This window comes from Aeromonas sp. sif2433 (genome assembly GCF_019218705.1).
Lineage (GTDB): Bacteria > Pseudomonadota > Gammaproteobacteria > Enterobacterales > Aeromonadaceae > Aeromonas > Aeromonas encheleia.
In genome coordinates, this window is the sequence record NZ_JAHUXD010000003.1 from 260,055 (window position 1) to 277,210 (window position 17,156).

At 65.9% G+C, this 17,156-nt stretch carries 18 protein-coding genes; 5 read left to right on the top strand and 13 right to left on the bottom strand.

The window, feature by feature from the left end:
- Nucleotides 1-45: 45 nt before the first annotated feature.
- Entirely contained in the window at nucleotides 46-516 is a 471-nt protein-coding gene (locus KW825_RS06620; protein WP_025325515.1) for an Lrp/AsnC family transcriptional regulator, read from the bottom strand.
- A 159-nt stretch (nucleotides 517-675) separates the two neighbouring features.
- Here KW825_RS06620 and KW825_RS06625 point away from each other — a divergent pair, with 159 nt between their 5' ends.
- Nucleotides 676-1,188 (top strand): cyclin-dependent kinase inhibitor 3 family protein, encoded by a 513-nt coding sequence (locus KW825_RS06625; RefSeq protein ID WP_218328693.1) that lies wholly within the window; start codon nucleotides 676-678, stop codon nucleotides 1,186-1,188.
- A gap of 9 nt (nucleotides 1,189-1,197) precedes the next feature.
- Here the strand turns inward: KW825_RS06625 and metA are convergent, their stop codons facing one another.
- The gene (gene metA / locus KW825_RS06630; protein ID WP_218328695.1) at nucleotides 1,198-2,145 is read right to left on the bottom strand and encodes a homoserine O-succinyltransferase; all 948 of its coding nucleotides are present in this window, start codon (nucleotides 2,143-2,145) and stop codon (nucleotides 1,198-1,200) included.
- Between the two features lie 141 nt (nucleotides 2,146-2,286).
- The gene (locus KW825_RS06635; protein ID WP_126623237.1) at nucleotides 2,287-2,559 is read right to left on the bottom strand and encodes a CG2 omega domain protein; all 273 of its coding nucleotides are present in this window, start codon (nucleotides 2,557-2,559) and stop codon (nucleotides 2,287-2,289) included.
- A gap of 276 nt (nucleotides 2,560-2,835) precedes the next feature.
- Between KW825_RS06635 and KW825_RS06640 the strand changes: the two genes are divergently transcribed.
- Entirely contained in the window at nucleotides 2,836-3,999 is a 1,164-nt protein-coding gene (locus KW825_RS06640; protein ID WP_218328696.1) for a molybdopterin-binding protein, read from the top strand.
- 82 nt (nucleotides 4,000-4,081) lie between these two features.
- Here the strand turns inward: KW825_RS06640 and KW825_RS06645 are convergent, their stop codons facing one another.
- The 4 genes from KW825_RS06645 to KW825_RS06660 form a co-directional block, all read right to left on the bottom strand.
- A complete protein-coding gene (locus tag KW825_RS06645) occupies nucleotides 4,082-4,597 on the bottom strand; it encodes a metal-dependent hydrolase (RefSeq protein WP_042651946.1) in 516 nt (171 codons plus the stop codon).
- Nucleotides 4,598-4,829: 232 nt separating this feature from the next.
- On the bottom strand, nucleotides 4,830-5,924 hold the full coding sequence (locus KW825_RS06650; RefSeq protein WP_218328697.1) for an ABC transporter permease: 1,095 nt from the start codon (nucleotides 5,922-5,924) through the stop codon (nucleotides 4,830-4,832).
- Nucleotides 5,921-6,850: an ABC transporter ATP-binding protein gene (locus tag KW825_RS06655; protein WP_218328698.1), complete on the bottom strand. Its 930-nt coding sequence runs from the start codon at nucleotides 6,848-6,850 to the stop codon at nucleotides 5,921-5,923. The genes KW825_RS06650 and KW825_RS06655 overlap by 4 nt, the downstream gene beginning before the upstream one ends.
- A gap of 41 nt (nucleotides 6,851-6,891) precedes the next feature.
- Entirely contained in the window at nucleotides 6,892-7,842 is a 951-nt protein-coding gene (locus KW825_RS06660) for an HlyD family secretion protein (RefSeq protein WP_218328699.1), read from the bottom strand.
- A 268-nt stretch (nucleotides 7,843-8,110) separates the two neighbouring features.
- On the opposite strand from KW825_RS06660, the gene KW825_RS06665 reads away from it, so the two are divergent.
- From KW825_RS06665 to KW825_RS06675, 3 genes are all read left to right on the top strand, one after another.
- Nucleotides 8,111-9,778: a DUF342 domain-containing protein gene (locus KW825_RS06665; protein ID WP_371315783.1), complete on the top strand. Its 1,668-nt coding sequence runs from the start codon at nucleotides 8,111-8,113 to the stop codon at nucleotides 9,776-9,778.
- 122 nt (nucleotides 9,779-9,900) lie between these two features.
- Nucleotides 9,901-10,710 carry a sugar-phosphatase gene (gene yidA, locus KW825_RS06670; RefSeq protein ID WP_218328701.1) on the top strand — a complete coding sequence of 270 codons (810 nt, stop codon included), beginning with the start codon at nucleotides 9,901-9,903 and terminating at the stop codon, nucleotides 10,708-10,710.
- 368 nt (nucleotides 10,711-11,078) lie between these two features.
- A complete protein-coding gene (locus KW825_RS06675; RefSeq protein ID WP_218328702.1) occupies nucleotides 11,079-11,849 on the top strand; it encodes a gamma-glutamyl-gamma-aminobutyrate hydrolase family protein in 771 nt (256 codons plus the stop codon).
- On the opposite strand, the gene KW825_RS06680 is transcribed toward KW825_RS06675, so the two are convergent.
- The 6 genes from KW825_RS06680 to lysA form a co-directional block, all read right to left on the bottom strand.
- Nucleotides 11,846-12,226 (bottom strand): hypothetical protein, encoded by a 381-nt coding sequence (locus tag KW825_RS06680; RefSeq protein WP_218291226.1) that lies wholly within the window; start codon nucleotides 12,224-12,226, stop codon nucleotides 11,846-11,848. The two genes, KW825_RS06675 and KW825_RS06680, sit on opposite strands and share 4 nt — an antisense overlap.
- A gap of 128 nt (nucleotides 12,227-12,354) precedes the next feature.
- On the bottom strand, nucleotides 12,355-13,065 hold the full coding sequence (locus KW825_RS06685; protein WP_042651938.1) for an HAD-IA family hydrolase: 711 nt from the start codon (nucleotides 13,063-13,065) through the stop codon (nucleotides 12,355-12,357).
- 200 nt (nucleotides 13,066-13,265) lie between these two features.
- Entirely contained in the window at nucleotides 13,266-14,222 is a 957-nt protein-coding gene (gene xerC, locus KW825_RS06690) for a tyrosine recombinase XerC (RefSeq protein WP_371315784.1), read from the bottom strand.
- The gene (locus KW825_RS06695; RefSeq protein WP_042651936.1) at nucleotides 14,215-14,895 is read right to left on the bottom strand and encodes a DUF484 family protein; all 681 of its coding nucleotides are present in this window, start codon (nucleotides 14,893-14,895) and stop codon (nucleotides 14,215-14,217) included. Before KW825_RS06695 ends, xerC begins: the two co-directional genes overlap by 8 nt.
- Nucleotides 14,896-14,977: 82 nt before the next feature.
- Complete coding sequence (gene dapF / locus KW825_RS06700; protein ID WP_042651935.1) at nucleotides 14,978-15,808, bottom strand: diaminopimelate epimerase; 831 nt, start codon at nucleotides 15,806-15,808, stop codon at nucleotides 14,978-14,980.
- Between the two features lie 97 nt (nucleotides 15,809-15,905).
- Complete coding sequence (gene lysA / locus KW825_RS06705) at nucleotides 15,906-17,156, bottom strand: diaminopimelate decarboxylase (protein ID WP_218328703.1); 1,251 nt, start codon at nucleotides 17,154-17,156, stop codon at nucleotides 15,906-15,908.

Here is a 17,156-nt window from a genome sequence, read left to right on the forward strand (position 1 = left end):
GCCAGCAGGCGGTTTTTTTCTTCCCTCTGTGCGCCGCGCGGGCGCTCAGGGATGGGTGAAGCAGGGCAGTGAGCGGCTGAATCTGTGCTCGAACACCAGGGAGGTCTCGAGGTGCACCACCTCCTCCCGCGAGGTGAAGTGATCGAACACGAAGTTGCGCAGGTGCTCGGTGTCCGCGACGCAGAGATGCACCAGGAAATCGTCCTTGCCACCCATGTGAAACAGGCTGATCACCTCGGGCAACGCCAGGATGGCATCGCGGAACGCATCGATGATCTGACGGCTGTGGCGCGCCAGCTGCAGGGAGACCATGGCCTGGATGTGGCCACCCAGCGCCTGATAATCCACCTCGCAGTGGGCTCCCTTGAGCACCCCATCCTGCTGCAGCTTGCGCACCCGCTCCAGGCAGGTGGACGGCGCCACCCCGACCAGGGCCGCCAGGTCCTTGTTGGTCATGCCCGCATCGCGAAACAGATGGGCCAGGATGTCCAAATCCAGTTGATCCAGGTTTCTCATCTTTACTCCTTGCATCGCTCAATTTTTTTAGACTCTGCCCGTAAACCGGGCCGAACACAACGCAGATTGACATCGTGGCGCCGCCCCCTATGCTTTGCCGCACTTCGCCACGACGCAAAAAACTCGTTTGACACCATGTCAGACTCGACAAGGAAATCCATGCATCCCTCCCACCCCTTCTGGAGCCTGGAGGTGCCGCGCCTCGATGGCCAGCTCCTGCTGACCCCCTGCCCCGGCACCCAGCAGGTCCCCCCGGAGCAGGTCCTGGACCAGTTGCAACTGGCCGGGGCCCATGGGGTCATCAGCCTGATGACGGAGGCCGAGCTGGCCAGCGTCGGGCTGGAGCGGCTCGGCCCGCAGCTCGACGCCAGGGGCATGAGCTGGTTCCACCTGCCCATCGAGGACGACGAGGCCCCCGATGCCGCCTTCGAGCAAGCCTGGCAGCAGGCGCTGCCCCGGCTGATCGCCCTGCTGCGCGACGGCAAGCAGCTGGCCATCCACTGCAAGGGGGGCAGCGGGCGCACCGGGCTGGTGGCCGCCGCCCTGCTGATGACGCTGGGTCAGTCGCAGCAGGAGGCCATGGCCGCCATCCGGGCCAAGCGGCCCCGCGCCTTCACCCTGGCCTGCCATCGCCACTGGCTCGACGCCCTGGCGCACCGGCTGGCCGGCTGAGCCAGCGCCCTATGACTTGGGCTGCTGGTAGGTGAACACCTTGCCGATGTCCTCCAGCCGGTAGCTGGTGAGCTGGTAGACGTAGTAGTTGAGCCAGTTGGAGAACAGCAGGTGGCCGTGGCTGCGCCAGCTGGCGCGCGGGGTCTGGCCGGGATCGTTGTCCGGGTAGTAGTTGACCGGGATGACGGGGGTGAGCCCGGCCGCCAGATCCCGCTGATATTCGCCATCCAGGGTCAGGGCATCGTATTCGGGATGGCCGGTGACGAACACCTGGCGGCAATCCTTGGTCGCCGCCAGATAGACCCCCGCCTCCTCTGACTCCGCGAAGATCTGCAGATCAGTGTGGGCACGGATGAGATCCCCGTCGAAGGCGGCATAGCGGGAGTGCGGCGCGACGAACTCGTCATCGAAGCCGCGCAGCAGCGGCTCGTGCTCGTCGAGGCGGTGGTGGCGATAGACCCCGGACAGCTTCTCGCCGTGGGTCTGTTTCTCCATGCCGTACAGCGCCTTGAGCGCCGCCTGCACCGCCCAGCACAGGAACAGGGTCGAGGTCACATGCTGATGAGACCACTCGATGATCTCGACGATGCGCGGCCAGTAGACCACCTCCTCGAACTCCACCAGCCCGAGTGGCGCCCCCGTGATGATCATGCCGTCGTAGTTGTTGCCACGCACCTGCTCGAAGTCGTGATAGAAGTTCTCGAGGTGCGCCTGGGGCGTGTTCTTCGACTCCCGATCGTCGATGCGCAGCAGATCCACATCCACCTGCAACGGCGAATTGGAGAGCATCCGCATCAGCTGGATCTCGGTCTCTATCTTCTTGGGCATCAGGTTGAGGATGAGCACCCGCAGCGGACGGATGTTCTGGGTTACGGCCCGGGATTCCGTCATCACGAAGATGTTCTCCTGCCCCAGCACTTCGGCGGCGGGCAACTGGTCCGGGATCTTGATCGGCATGCTTACTCCCTGTACTGCATCGGTAAATATGTCTGGACATCTAGAAGCCTATAATAAAGCGCCCAGCCTGTCATCCGTTACCTGTGCATTCGTCCTCCCTCGACGGCACTGACAACAAGGGCGCCTGTTGGCGCCCTTGTATCACTTGTTCTTGGCCTTGTTGTGGCCCTTGCCGGGGTTATTGTCCCCGTGCACGCTGCTGTTTTCCTTGTTCTTGCCCTTGCCGTCACAGCCCTCGCTGCTCACCTTGACGTCGCCAACCGCGATGCTCGAGCAGTCATCACTGTGCTTCTCTTTCCACTCGTCGGCTTCATCGCCGTCCACATTGATGCGCACGTCGTTGGAGTTGATCTGCAAGCCGGCCCAGGCGGGGGTGCCTACCAGCAGGGCCAGCAACAAGGCTGCGTGTTTCATGGTTATGACCTTTTTTTGAACAATTGAACAATTGGTGAGCATTTTACCCCACCTCTGTCATGAAACGTGACTGTTGCCACAGGAAAACATGCCCACGCTTAAGCCAGGGTTCACCCTTGTTACGGGCTGGTTAACAAAGAGGTGTCTGATCCTCATTCCGCTCCCGTCACGACGCCTGGATATCGCCAGCGGCAGGGGGATCTGGGTACAATTGCACTCTATCCAGCCTGCCCCATGGCGCCTTCCAGCCAGCCTGTTCAACCCGAGGAAACCAGCATGCGTATCGAGATCATCAGCACGGGAGACGAGATAGTCACGGGCCTGGTGTTGGACACCAATGCCGCCTGGCTCAGCGCCCTGTTGCTGGAGCAGGGCTGGCAGGTGCGCCGCCGCGCCACCGTGGGGGACAACCTCGCGGATCTGAAAGCCGTGCTGCAGGAGAGCGCCGGGCGCGCCGAGGTGGTGCTGGTGTGCGGCGGCCTGGGCCCCACCGCGGACGATCTCACCGCCCAGGCGGCGGCCGAGGGCTTTGGCCAGCCGCTGACCCTGTTCCCCGACTGGCTCGCCACCATCACCGCGCGCTACGCCAGCCGGGGCCGCCCCATGCCGGTGAGCAACGCCAAGCAGGCCTGGCTGCCCCGGGAGTGCGAGATCCTCGACAACCCGGTCGGCACCGCCTGCGGCTTCCTGGTCCATCATTCGGCCGGGCACGGCCAGAGCCGGATCTTCTTCACCCCGGGCGTACCGTTCGAGTTCAAGCAGATGGTGCGCGAGCAGATCCTGCCGCGGTTGAAGGTACTGGCCGGGGCGCAGGCCGACACCGAGCTGCGCCGCTTCTACAGCTTTGGCATCTCGGAATCGGCGCTCAGCGACAAGCTGGACGCCACCCCCTGGCCGAGCGGCATCGAGCTCGGCTATCGCTCCTCTATGCCGCTCATCGAGCTGAAACTCATCGGTCATGGCGCCTCGGCGGCGGACATGGCGGCCGCCGAGGCGCGCCTGCTCGGCGAGACTCAGCCCTGGCTGGTGGGGCGCGGCGACGAGGACCCGGCCAGCCAGATCCTGGCCCTGCTGGGGGACAGGCCGCTGACCCTGTTCGAGGGGGAGAGCCGGGGTGCCCTGCTCGCCCTCTGCCATAAGCATCCACAGCTTAAGGCCCATTTCAGCAGCGAGCTCGCCGACGAACTCGGCCAGTTGACGGGGGTCGAGCGGGGGCTGAGCCTGACCATAGGCATGGCGGGCGCGGATGGCGTGCCACTGCTGCTGTGCGCCGACGGGCAGCAGATCGGCCAGACGCTGCGGCTCAGCCACCCGGATCCACAGAGCGGCCGCCGGATCCTCGCCTTCGCCGCCCTCGACATGCTGCGCCGCCACCTGCTGGGGGGGCCGGTGCTCGCCGACTACCTCACCCTGCCGAGAACGGCGCAGCGGGCCGACTAAGGCGGCTATTTGGGATGCCGGGGTGCGTCAGGGCCCCAGGCCAGCGCCCCTGATACACGAGGCAGATGAGCCCCAAGCCACGCTAGAAGGCGTTGAGCGCCATGCCGCCCTGGGTCCAGAACCCGGCGAGCGCCAGGGTCAGGACGCAGAAGGCCGTCTCCACCCCGCCCCCGCACCTGAGCGACAGGTAGGGCAGCCTAAAGCGCTGGCGCATCGGCCAGAACAGGGGGATGCCGGCCGGGGTGAGCCAGTCCCCGAGCAGGTGGCTCAGGTAGCCGATGATCAGCGCATCCTTCACCCCCACCGGCAGCAGGCCGGGCGCCTGAAACTGCGCCAGCCCCCAGACAGCCATGCCGACCGCCAGCAGGCTGTGGGTAAAGCCACGATGGCCGAACAGGCGGGAGAGCGGCCCCGAGATCCAGGGCAGGCGCCGGCCGAGCAGGGAGTTGGGGTGATCCAGATCGGGCAGCAGGGCGCTGGCCAGCGCCGCGGGCACTATCTGCCAGAGGCTGGCCTCGGCCAGGGCCGGGGTGAGCGGTAACTTGTGGGCGAGCAGGGCGCAGGTAACGGAAAACAGCAGATGGCCTTGGGCGGTCATGATGGCTCTATGGGGCAAGGGGATAAAGGGCGGTGCTAAGCCCAACGGCGTTGGGCGGCAGATTAGAGTCCCTCGGGGCGCAATGAGCAAGGTGAATCGCGCCTCTGCCCCGATATTTTCAGCCATTTATCCCGAAATCGATGCCATAGCCGGCACCGGCCAACATGAATGACTCATACAGCACCCAATCAAGCCACCCCATAACCCCAAGCCGGGATCGCCGGAATAAGGGTCAATCCAGGCTTTTCTTGAAGCGGCGGGCGGCCAGGGTCAGCATCAGCAGGGTGAAGCCGAGCAGCCAGAACACATCCGGCAGCAGATCGGACAGCTCGCCCCCCCGCAACACCACCCCCCGGATCAGCCGCATGAAGTGGGTGGCGGGCAGCAGCTCGGCGAGCCACTGGGCCGGCACCGGCATCCCCTCGTAGGGGAACATGAAGCCCGACAGCAGGATGGAGGGCAGCAGGATGAACACCGTCATCTGCATCGCCTGCAGCTGGGTCTGAGCCAGGGTGGAGATGAGCAGCCCCAGGGTCAGGCTGGCGGCGATAAACAGCAGGGTCGCCAGCAGCACCTGGCTCAGGGCGCCGTTGATGGGCACCGCGAAGATGAAGTGACCCAGGCCGAGAATGATGACCACCTGGATCAGGCCCACCCCTATGTAGGGCAGGATCTTGCCGATCATCAGCTCCATCGAACTGACCGGGGTGGTGATGAGCAGCTCCAGGTTGCCGCGCTCCCGCTCCCGCACTATGGCCGCCGAGGTGAACATGATCATGGTCATGGTCAGGATCACCCCGAGCAGGCCGGGCACTATGTTGACCGCCGAGCGGCGGGACGGGTTGAAGTAGAGCACGGTCTCGAAGGTGGGCGGCAGGGGCAGCAGATCCGGCTTGAGATCGGAGAGCGGCATGGTGCGCAGACCGAGCAGGGCCCCCGCGATCATGGTGTCAGAGCCGTCCACCAGCCACTGGCCCGCGCTCTCGCCGGCGCTGAGCCGGCGGCTCAAGTCGGGAGGCAGCACCAACACGGCCCGCACCTCGCCCCGGGTCAGCGCCGCCTCGGCCTCCTGCAGCCCCACGTAGCGCTGCTCGATGCTCACCACCTGGCTGGCCTTCACCGCCTCCACCAACAGCCGACCCGGCACGCTCTGACTCATGTCCACCAGCCCGGCCGGGATGTGGCGCACGTCCGTGTTGATGGCGTAGCCGAACAGCAGCAGTTGGAGCAGCGGTATCATCACCACCATGCCGAACGTCAGCCGGTCCCGCGCCAGCTGCCTCAGCTCCTTCTGGGTAATTGCCCAGAGCCGTCGCAGGCCGTTCATGCCCTTGGCTCCTGACCGGTGCAGCTGACGAACACATCCTCGAGGCTAGGCCTGACCAGCGCCATGGCGGCGCCGGCCAGGGCCGGGCAGGCCTGCTGCAGCCAGGACACGGGATCCACCAGTTGCTTGTCCACCAGCACCCGCAGCCGCTGGCCGAGCTGGGCGGCGGAGCGCACCGGCTGCAGTTGCAACAGCTGCTGCTTGAGCAGCCGCAGATCCGGGGCCAGCACCTCCACCACCTGGGTGTTCATCCCCTCCATCAGCGCCTGAGGTGAGCCCTGGGCCCGCACCTTGCCCGCCTCCATGATGGCCAGCGCGTGACAGCGCTCCGCCTCGTCCATGTAGTGGGTGGTGACCAAAATGGTGGTGCCCGCCTCGCTGAGATCGAACAGCTTCTCCCAGAAGTCACGCCGATTCTGCGGATCCACCGCCGAGGTGGGCTCGTCGAGCAGCAGCAGATCCGGGCGGTGGATCACCGCCGCCGCCAGCGCCAGCCGCTGCTTCTGGCCGCCGCTCATGGCCCCGGCCCGGCGCCTGGCCAGCTCGCTCAGCTCGTAGGTCACCAGCAGCTCGTGCAGCCGGATGTTGAGAGGCGCGCCGCCCATGCCGTGGATCCGGCCCATGAACTCCAGGTTCTCCCAGCCGGTCAGCTCGTCGTAGAGGGAGAACTTCTGGGTCATATAGCCGATGCGCCGGCGCAGCGCCTCCGCCTGTTTCGGGATGGCGAGGCCCAGCACCTCGATGTCGCCGGCGGAGGGGGTGAGCAGGCCGGTCAGCATCCGCAAGGTGGTGGACTTGCCGCAGCCATTGGGGCCGAGAAAGCCCTGGATCTGCCCCTTCGGCACCCTGAGATCCAGCCCGTCCACGGCGAGAAAGTCGCCGAAGCGGCGGCTCACGCCCAGTGCCCGGATAGCCAGTTCACTCATGGGAAGACTCCGCTGACGTCGGCACTCGATCGAGCGACGGCTCACTCATGGGAAGGCTCTGCCTGCACCGGCAGGCCGCTGGGCAAGTCCTGTGCCCCGGGCAGGTCTATCTCCGCCAGGTAGACCAGCCGGGCCCTGTCCTGCTCGTTGAGGGCGTAGTAGGGGGTGAAGGCGGGCTCCTTCGAGATCCAGCGCAGCCGGCCGGTGAGGGGCGCAGGCACACCGTCCACCCGCACCGCGATGGACTCGCCAATCCGGTAGCGGGCCAGCGCGGGCTCGGGCACATAGACCCGGGCGTAGGGCGCCTGATCCGCCTGCAAGGCGGCCAGCACGGCGCCCACCGGGACCCGCTCCCCCAGGTTGTAGGGCAGGCTGTCGAGGCGACCGCTGCGGGTCGCTATGATGGTGAGATCCGCCAACTCCCGCTCGGCCAGCACCACATCCGCCCGGGCCGCCGCCAGCTTGGCGGTGGCCTCGTCGATGTCCTCGGTCCGCACGCCCCGGGTCAACTTGTCGAACTGTTGGCGGGCGCCATCCTGCTCGGCCAGGGCGCCGTCGCGCTGGGCGCGGGCCTTGTCCAGCTCGGAGGGACTCAACAACTTCTGCGCCACCATACGATCGATGCGCCTGAAGTTGCGCTCGCTCTCGATCACCGCCGCCTGCGCCTTGTCGAGGCTGGCGTGGGCCGCGGCTATGTCCTCCGGCCGCTCGCCATTGGTCATGCGGGCCAGCGCCGCTGTGGCGCTGGCCTCCTCGGCCCTGGCCCGGGCCAACACCGCCTGCTGGCGGCTGTCATCGAGCCGCACCAGCAGGGTCCCCTCGGCCACCTGGCTGCCCTCGGCCACCGGCAGGGCCCGGACTATCTCGTTGGCGGTGGCGGTCAGCAGCACCCGGTCCCGCTCCAGGGTGCCGAGGGCCGTGCCCTGGGTCGTGGGCTGGCAGGCGCTGAGCAGGCCAAGCAGGGTGGCCGACAGCAGGCAATGACGTCGCATCTGGGCTCCTTTCGCAAGCCGTCTTCCCATCCCGAGGTGGCGGTACAGGGGGATGAGGCGCAATTGATACACTCGTCGCCAGCATACCCCTTGTCACCCTGGATTTCCTCCACCCAGCTCACCCATTTGCATTCAGCTCGTTGACCCGGAAAGAGAAATGCCCGAATACTGCGACTCTGAGCCGCCAAGACGGTCGCGGCTTGCGTCAAGGATCCCGCCCTGGCCACCAGGGGAACCAGCCGGATCGGGACCAGGGAGAGCTGCCCCAGTGTTGAACAAAGAGTGGTTACTGTTATCGGCCGACATGACGCTGGTCTGCCTGCGCATCGCCCCCGGCCTCGCCCATCCCATCACCGAGGCCCAGATCCTGTCCCTGCTGCTGGCGTCCAACTGTCGGCGCTATCAGCCGCTGAGCGAGGGGATCCGGCAGGCCATCGGCCTGCTCAACGCCCTGCTGGCCAACCCGGACGCCCGCCCCCATCCCCCCGTGCCCATAGCCCAGCGCCACGACGCCTGCGTGCTGGTGGTGATCGAGCAGGACGCCATGAGCGCCACCGCCCAGCTCACCGCGGACTGGGGCGGCAAATGGCTGACCCAGGCCCAGTTGCAGGACGCCGTGGTGGCGAGCGGCATCAAGCAGGGGCTGAGTGACAGCCTGCTCGCCGCCGCCATCCTGGCCAGCAAGGAGGCCGCGCCCGGCACCCAGCTCAGGCATGTCATCGCCCTCGGCCGGCCGGTCGAGCACGGCCTGGATACCCGGCTGGAACGCCTGGTCGAGACGCCGGCCGAGCGGATCCTCAAGCCCCAGGAGCTGGATCATGGCAGGGTCGACATGCGCGATCTGGGCGCCCTGATCACCGTCAAGGCGGGCGCCCCGCTGATGCGGCGCCATCCCGCCACCCGGGGCATCGACGGCTTCACCGTGACCGGCCAGGCGCTGCCGGCCAGAGCGGGCAAGGAGAGCCACATGACTGTGGGGGAAGGCAGCTGCGTCTCGGCGGAGGATCCCGACCTGCTGCTGGCGAGCCGCAACGGCCTGCCCTGCCATGAGAAGAGCGGCATGCGGGTCGACGAGGTGCTGAGTGTCAAACAGGTGGATGCCCGCCACGGTCACGTCATCTTCGAGGGATCGCTGCTGGTCACCGGCGACGTCATGCCCGGCATGCGGGTCCAGGCCAGCGGCGACGTGGTGATCGGCGGCTTCGTCGAAAATGGCACCGTGGTGTCGGGTGGCAGCATCACGGTGCGCAACGGCATCATAGGCCGCAAGCAGGAGGACAACGACGAATACCCCTGCCAGCTCAGCGCCGGCGGCGAGATCCACGCCAGCTATGCCCAGTACGCCAGGCTGGAGGCCGATGGCGACATCCATATCCAGAGCCAGCTCAGCCACTGCTACTGCCGCAGTGGCCAGGATCTCAGGGTCGGCGACAGCGCCATGCGCAAGGGCCACCTGATCGGCGGGATCAGCATCGCCAACCGGCTGGTCATGGCCCCGGTGATCGGAGCCTCGGCGGCGAACCGGACCCGGCTGCAGATCCTCGGCGGCTACTTCAGCCACAAGGAGCAGGAGCAGACCCTGCGCCAGCGCAAGCAGGCCTGTGGGGAGCAATTGCTCAAGCTGCAGGATCTCATCCTCAAGCTGCTGCAGTTGCCGAGGGAGAAGCGCAATCCCGAGACGGTGCAGAAGATCAAGACGCTGCGCATCCGCCAGCTCGACGAGGCCAAGTCGCTGAACGAGCAGCTGGTAGCGACCCAGGCACAGCTGCAACTGCTGATGGCCGGCATGAACATAGTCGCGACCCAGCGCCTGTTTCCCGGGGTCGAGGTGGAGATGGCCCACCATCACAACAGGGTCGACATAGAGCACGGCCCCATCAGCTTCGTCATCCGCGACGAGCAGCTGCAACTGACCCCCTATCAGGGCCACAAGTGAGGGGCGCCCCGCCACCGGCCCGATCCATGGGACGCATGGCGTGATCCCGGCGGTGAATTTCGCTACACTCGGCCTCCCCTTGGCCCCATCGGGTGGGCCGGCCAGACTCAGGTAGTGAGAAGATGTACAAGCTGATCGCATTGGATATGGATGGCACCCTGTTGAACCCTCAGGGTCAGATCACCCCGCGCACCCACGCCGCCATCGCGGCGGCCCGCGCCAGGGGCGTTACTGTGGTGCTGACCTCGGGACGGCCGCTGGAAGGCATGAGTGCCTATCTGATCGAGCTCGGCCTCACCGGCCCGGATGACTATGTCATCTGCTACAACGGCGCCCTGGTGCAACAGGTCGCGGATCACCGCATCCTGCGCAGCCAGCTGCTGACCGGCGCCGATGCCCGCGCCATCGCCCACCTGGCCGATGAGCTGGGGGTGAACATCCACGGCTTCTCCGTCCGTCAGGGGCTGATCAGCCCCAGGGTCAGCACCTATACCGAGCACGAGTCCCGCCTGGTCGACATGCCGATCAACCTGGTGGACTTCGCCACCCTGCCCCTGGACGAGCAGATCATGAAGGTGATGATGATCGACGAGGAGCCCCTGCTCTCCCGCGCCATCAGCCAGCTGCCCGCCGAGCTCTACCAGCGCTACACAGTGGTGCGCAGCTCCCCCTACTTCCTCGAGTTCATGAACAAGCAGAGCAACAAGGGTACCGGCGTCGCCGCCCTGGCCGAGCACCTTGGCCTCAGCGCCGCCCAGGTGATCGCGGTCGGCGATGCGGGCAATGACCGCCACATGATCGAATACGCCGGACTCGGGGTCGCCATGGGCAACGCCACCGACGAGATCAAGGGGCTGGCGCAGCACACCACGGCCCGCAACGATGACGAGGGCGTGGCCAAGGTGATCGAACAGTTCATCCTGAACGCCTGATCCCTAAGGGGCATCCCTGGATGCCCCTTCGTTTTTCCCCCTCCCGCCGAATGTTTAATATATCCACCACGCCTTGCCCATACTCCCCCGCCCATTGCCGCTCAGGCCCCTGATACAGGGACTCAAGACGGCTTAGTCATTATCATGATTAACATTTTTGCATCATTTCGTTTGACATATTGAACGGCCTTGGCAGACTGGGATCAGGATCCAGGCTGTCACTGCCCAGGCTGACCGACGATTCTGGCACCGCGGCAAGACCCGGATCCCATGACCATGCCTTGAGGCATGCCCTTGCTGCTCAGCCGCGGCAAGGGCCTTCCCAAGGCGCAGGATGAGACACCAGACAAGGATAGCCAAGGTGACCTATGCCCAACCCCAGTACCCATACCAAACCCGTCGTGTTGATGACCATGGGGGCCCAGCCCCGTAACGGCCACCCCTACCAGGTGATGACCCACAAATACATCACCCCCCTGGTGGAGATCAGCGGCTGCATTCCCCTGCTGGTGCCGACCTGCTGCGGCACCGACGATCTGGAGCAGTACCTCAACCTGGCCGATGGCGTCTACCTGAGCGGCGCCGGCTCCAACATAGATCCCGCCCTCTACGGCCAGGAGAACCTGACCCCGGAGAAGCCCCAGGACAGAGACAGGGATCTGTTCGACATTCCCCTGGTGCGCGCCGCCATCGATCGCGGGCTGCCGCTGCTCGGCATCTGCCGCGGCATGCAGGAGATCAACGTGGCGCTCGGCGGGGACATTCATCAGAAGGTCTATTGCGAGCCGGGGTATGACGATCATCGGGAAGATGCGGATGATCCGGTGGAGGATCAGTATGGTCACAGCCACCAGGTGAGTCTGGTGGCCGGCAGCTGGTTTGCCGAGCTGATGGGGGAGGAGGCGATCCCGGTCAACTCATTGCACGGCCAGGGGATCAAGACGCTGGCCAAGGGACTGGCCCCGCTGGCCTATGCCGAGGATGGGCTGATCGAGGCCCTTCACGCCCCCGAGCTGCCCCAGTTCACCCTGGCGGTGCAATGGCATCCGGAGTGGAAGGCGACCGAAAACCCCCACTCCATCAAGCTGTTCGAGGCCTTCGGTGCCGCCTGTCGCCGGCACAGGATGCAGGCCGGCTAGTCGCCGAGGCCCTTGCCCTTCAACCTGGGCAGCGCCCCGCGATCGGGGCGCAGGGTACGGCAGAGATCCAGCCCCTTGAGGCCGCGCTGGACGTGATCCGGGGCCTGACCGAGCACCATGCCATTGCTGCGGTACAGATTGGCGTCGTCCAGCTCGAACAGCTCACCGCCGATCAGAAGTTGTTGCCGCGCATCGACCCGCTTGCCCCGCTTCAGGGGCAGCGTCATGTCGGTCAGCACCTCGCCGCTGGCGCAGCCTTCCCGCCAGCGGGCCTCGTCGGAGAAGGGGGAGATGGCGATCTCGCGCCAGGATCCATCCCTGAACTCCATCCGGTACTTGTCCGTCAGCAGATCGCAGCCCGCCAGCGGCAAGAGCATCGCCAACCAGAAGATGTTCTTCAAACGCAACCCTTGTACTCCCTGGTAGACCCGCACCAGACCACCATCCATCGCCGTCCCTCCATCTCGACTGTCCGACAGACGGTGAGGCCTCTTCTGCCACGCCGTCACAGCAGCAATTCTGCCAGTTCGCCGAGGGCGCAGAGCTCCACATCCGGCAGCAGTTGCAGCTGTCGCCAGGGCTGCTGGCGATCGTTGAGCCAGGCGGCCTTGAAGCCGTGCAGCAGTGCCCCCAGCACGTCCGTCTCTGGGTGATCCCCCACGTGCAGGATCCGGTCGGCCGGCAGGCCGAGCGCGGCCTGTGCCTGGGCAAACATGTCCGGCGCCGGTTTCATCCTGGCGCCCACCCCGGCCTTGCAGACCAGGGTGAAATAGTCGCTCAGCCCGGCCTGGGCCAGATCCAGGTTGCCGTTGGTGATCACCACCAGCGGGTAGCGGCCGGCGAGGCGTGCCAGCAAGTCATGGGTGGCCGCGCTCACCTCTATCTTCGAGCGCTCGACGAGGAAGCCGGCAAACACCCGCTCGGCCTCATGACTGGCCATCCCGGCCGCCATGCCCCCCTGCACCATGGCCTCACGGATACAGTGCCGGCGCGCCAGGCTGACATCCTGACGCAGCTCGGGGTGGGCCAGCAGCAGGCTGCGCTTGAGCGCCAGCCAGCGCGGCTTGTCCAGCATGGCGGTGGCCAGATATTCGCTGCGCAGATGGGCCAGCATCCACTGCTCGGCCCGCACTATGGCGGGGCCGTTGTCATAGAGGGTGTCGTCGAGATCGAACGAGATGGCGGCCACCGGCTGCCAGCGGCGATAAAACTGCATGTGCTCTCCTCTGCTAGATGGCCGGGCCAGCCCGTTACTCACAGTCCCGGGGAGTCAGGATCCTTGGCCCTGGCGGCTTGGACATTGTCATAGACGGCCGTCCGTGGCGACAGGAGTCACTCATCCTCCGGGGTGGCGGGATCCCGTTTGGCCCTGGCGGCTTGGACATTGTCATAGACGGCCGCCCGTGGCGACAGGCGTCACTCATCCTCCGGGGTGGCGGGGTCCCGTTTGGCCCTGGGGTGGGCATTGTCATACACCTTGGCCAGATGCTGGAAGTCGAGGTGGGTGTAGATCTGGGTGGTGGAGAGATCGGCGTGGCCCAGCAGCTCCTGCACCGCCCGCAGATCGCCGGACGACTCCAGCATATGGGTGGCGAAGCTGTGGCGCAGCTTGTGAGGATGGACGTGGGCGTTGAGCGCCTGCTTGTTGCCCCAGCCATCGAGCCGCTCCTGTACCGAGCGGGCCGACAGCCGCTGTTTGCGCTTGGAGACGAACAAGGCCTCGGCCTCGTCCCCCGCAAGCAATGGCCGCACCCTGAGCCACTTGTGCAGCCACTCCACCGCCATCCGCCCCATGGGCAGCACCCGCTCCCGCGAGCCCTTGCCGGTCACCTTGAGCTGGCGCTCGTCGAGCTTGATGTCCGCCAGGTTGAGCCCCACCAGCTCGGCGAGGCGCAGGCCGGAGGAGTACATCAGCTCCATGATGGCGCGATCCCGCACCGCCAGCGGATCCTGCTCGTCGGTGATGTTGAGCAGCTGGTACATCTCGTCCACATCCAGGTTCTTGGGCAGCGGCCGCCCCTGCTTGGGGGTCACTATGCCCCTTGCCGGGTTGGCCACCAGCCGCCCCTGGCGCACCTGCCAGTCGCAGAAGCTGCGCAGGGCCGAGACCTTGGTGGCGAGGGAGCGGGGGGCGAGGCCGGCCTTGTGCATCCGGGTCACCAGGCTGCGCACCTGGCTCGCCTCGAGCCGGGCCCAGTCATCGAGACCGAGGCGCACCAGCTCGGCGGTCATGGCCTGCAGGTGCGCCTCGTAGTTGCTGCGGGTGTGGGGGCTGAGCTGACGCTCGACCCTCAGGTATTCGATAAAGGCAGTGAGTTCCCCCGCCAAGGCGGGAGGCAGGGGCTCGGCGGCGGGTTGCGGCGCCTTAGCCACGGACCAGCTCGGGCAGACGCAGTTGCAGCAAGCGGCCCAGCTGACCCAGCAACAGGGTGTCGTTGTGGGGGGCGAAGTGGCTGGGATCCGAGCTGGCGAAGGCCAGCACGCCGAGATCGCCGAGCCGCATCAGGGCCACCGAGTTGACCAGCACGTCGCTGCCAAACAGCGCCTGTTTCTCGCTCTGGTTGAGTCGGCCGAAGTAGTAATCCGATCCGGGCAGGCGCTGACCCAGCAGTTGCTCGAGTTGCTTGCCCTGTGCCAGGAAGCGCTGCTCCGGGCCGCTCAGCTGGAACTTCTTCGGATTGAGCCAGAGCCGCAGCTCGGTCAGCCGCAGCCGCTGCACGAAGGCCTTGCCCATGGCCACGCTCATCTCGAACAGGGTCTGACAGCCGTAGAGCTCGCCATAGAGATCCGCATAGACCCGGAAGATCCGCTCATTCTCGCTGGCGACCCCCATCAGCTCGGTGATCTCCTGCTCCAGCTGATCGATGCGCTCGCGCTGTCGATCCAGCTGGCGCTCCACCAGGGAGACGGTGCCCTTGCGCTCATGGGGAATGCGGATCCGGTCCAGCATGGCCGCGTGGCGCTGGAAAAACTCGGGATAACGGGCCAGGTACTCCAGCACGCTGGCTTCGTCCACCAGTGTCTCCTGCCGTTTGAGTTCGCTCATAAATTGGTTGGTCCATCATAGAAAAAGGGCACAGGGCCCTGACATTACCGCTTGGCAGGGCGGGGTTGCCCCCGCTCGATGCCTATAACTCTATCTGGCCATCGAACACGTGCTCGGCCGGCCCGGTCATGTAGACCGGCTGGCCCGGCCCCTTCCAGGCGATGGTCAGCTTGCCGCCCGGCAGGCTGACGGTGACCCGCTCCCTGAGCTTGCCCTGGCTGATGCCGATCACCACGGCCGCGCAGGCGCCGGTGCCGCAGGCCAGGGTCTCCCCCACCCCGCGCTCGAACACCCGCAGGCGGATCTCGGTGGCGTTGACCATCTCCATGAAGCCGACGTTGACCCGCTCGGGGAAACGCTCGTGCCGCTCCATGATGGCACCCAGGGTCTGCACGGGCGCGTCGTCCACCGAGGGGACCTCGATGACGCAGTGCGGGTTGCCCATGGAGACGACCCCGCACATCACCGTATGCTCCTGCGCCCGCAGCAGATAGGTCTTCTCCGCCTTCTGGGCACGGAATGGCACCTTGCCCGGCTCAAACTGGGGCACCCCCATGTTGACCGTGACCTGGTTCTCCCCCTCCAACTGCAGGGTGATGCGGCCACGGGCCGTGCTGACCGCGATGCGATCCCGGTTGATCAGCCCCTTCAGCCGCACGAAGCGGGCAAAACAGCGCGCGCCGTTGCCACACTGCTCCACCTCGCTGCCATCGGCATTGAAGATGCGGTAGTGAAAGTCGAGCTCAGGATCATAGGGCGGCTCCACCAGCAGCAGCTGGTCGAAGCCGATGCCGAAGTGGCGATCCGCCAGCTTCTTGATGACGTCATTGCTGAAGAACACCTTCTGGGTGACACCGTCCACCACCATGAAGTCGTTGCCCAGGCCATGCATCTTGGAAAAATCTATCAACATCCTGCGTTCCTGTACCGTTAATCACGCTCTCACATGGAGGAACGCTTGGAATCCCGACCGGCAAACATCATCACCGTCTCGCGTGCCTGTGCCTTGCTCAGGGCAGCAAGTGCTCGCCCTGCCAGAGCGATTCCAGCGGCTCGCGCTCCCGGATGAGGAACGCCTTGTCACCGTCCACCAGCACCTCGGCCGCACGGGGACGGGTGTTGTAGTTGGAGGACATGGTGAAGCCATAGGCACCGGCGGAGCGGACCGCCAGCAGGGAGCCCTCGCCTATGGCCAGGGTGCGCTCCTTGCCGAGGAAGTCGCCGGTTTCGCACACGGGTCCCACCACATCGTAGACCGCCTTCTCATGGGTCGTGCGGCTATCCACCTCAATGATGTTCATCCAGGCGCCATAGAGGGAGGGGCGCAGCAGATCGTTCATGCCGGCGTCGATCAGCGCGAAGTTGCGGGTCTCCCCCGGCTTGAGGTATTCGACCCGGGTCAGCAGCACGCCGGCGTTGGCGACGATTGCACGGCCCGGTTCGAACAGCAGGGTCAGCTCCCGGCCCGCCAGCTTCTGCTTGAGCGCCTGCGCATATTCGGTGGGATGGGGTGGCTGCTCGGCGCCGTAGTTGACCCCGAGGCCACCGCCCACGTCCAGGTGATGGATCTGGATGCCTTCGGCGGCCAGCTCATCGATCAGCCGCAGCAGCTTGTCCGCCGCCTCCATGAAGGGAGTCAGTTCGGTGAGCTGGGAGCCGATGTGGCAATCCACTCCCTTGATCTCGATGTGGGCCATGGCCGCCGCCTTGCGGTAGATGGCGGGGGCCTGCTCGATGGGGATGCCGAATTTGTTCTGCTTGAGACCGGTGGAGATGTAGGGATGGGTGCCGGCATCGATATCCGGGTTGACCCGCACCGAGACCCGCGCGGTCTTGCCCATGCTGCCGGCCACCCGGTTCAGGCGCTCCAGCTCGGCTTCCGACTCCAGGTTGAAGCAGAGGATCTCTTTTTCCAGCGCCAGCCGCATCTCGGCCTCGCTCTTGGCCACGCCGGAGAAGACCACCTTGGCGGGATCGCCCCCCGCCGCCAGCACCCTGGACAGCTCACCGCCGGAGACGATGTCAAAACCGGAGCCCAGGCGGGCCAGCAGGTTGAGCAGCGCCAGGTTGGAGTTGGCCTTGACCGCGTAGCAGATCAGGTGGGGAATGTCGCCGGCCGCCTGATCGAAGGCGTGCCAGTGACGCTCCAGGGTGGCGCGGGAGTAGACATAGAGCGGGGTGCCATGCTGCTCGGCGAGTCGCTGCAGCGGCAGCTGTTCGGCCTGAAGCTGGCCGTCGGCGTCGTAGTTAAAGTGATCCAA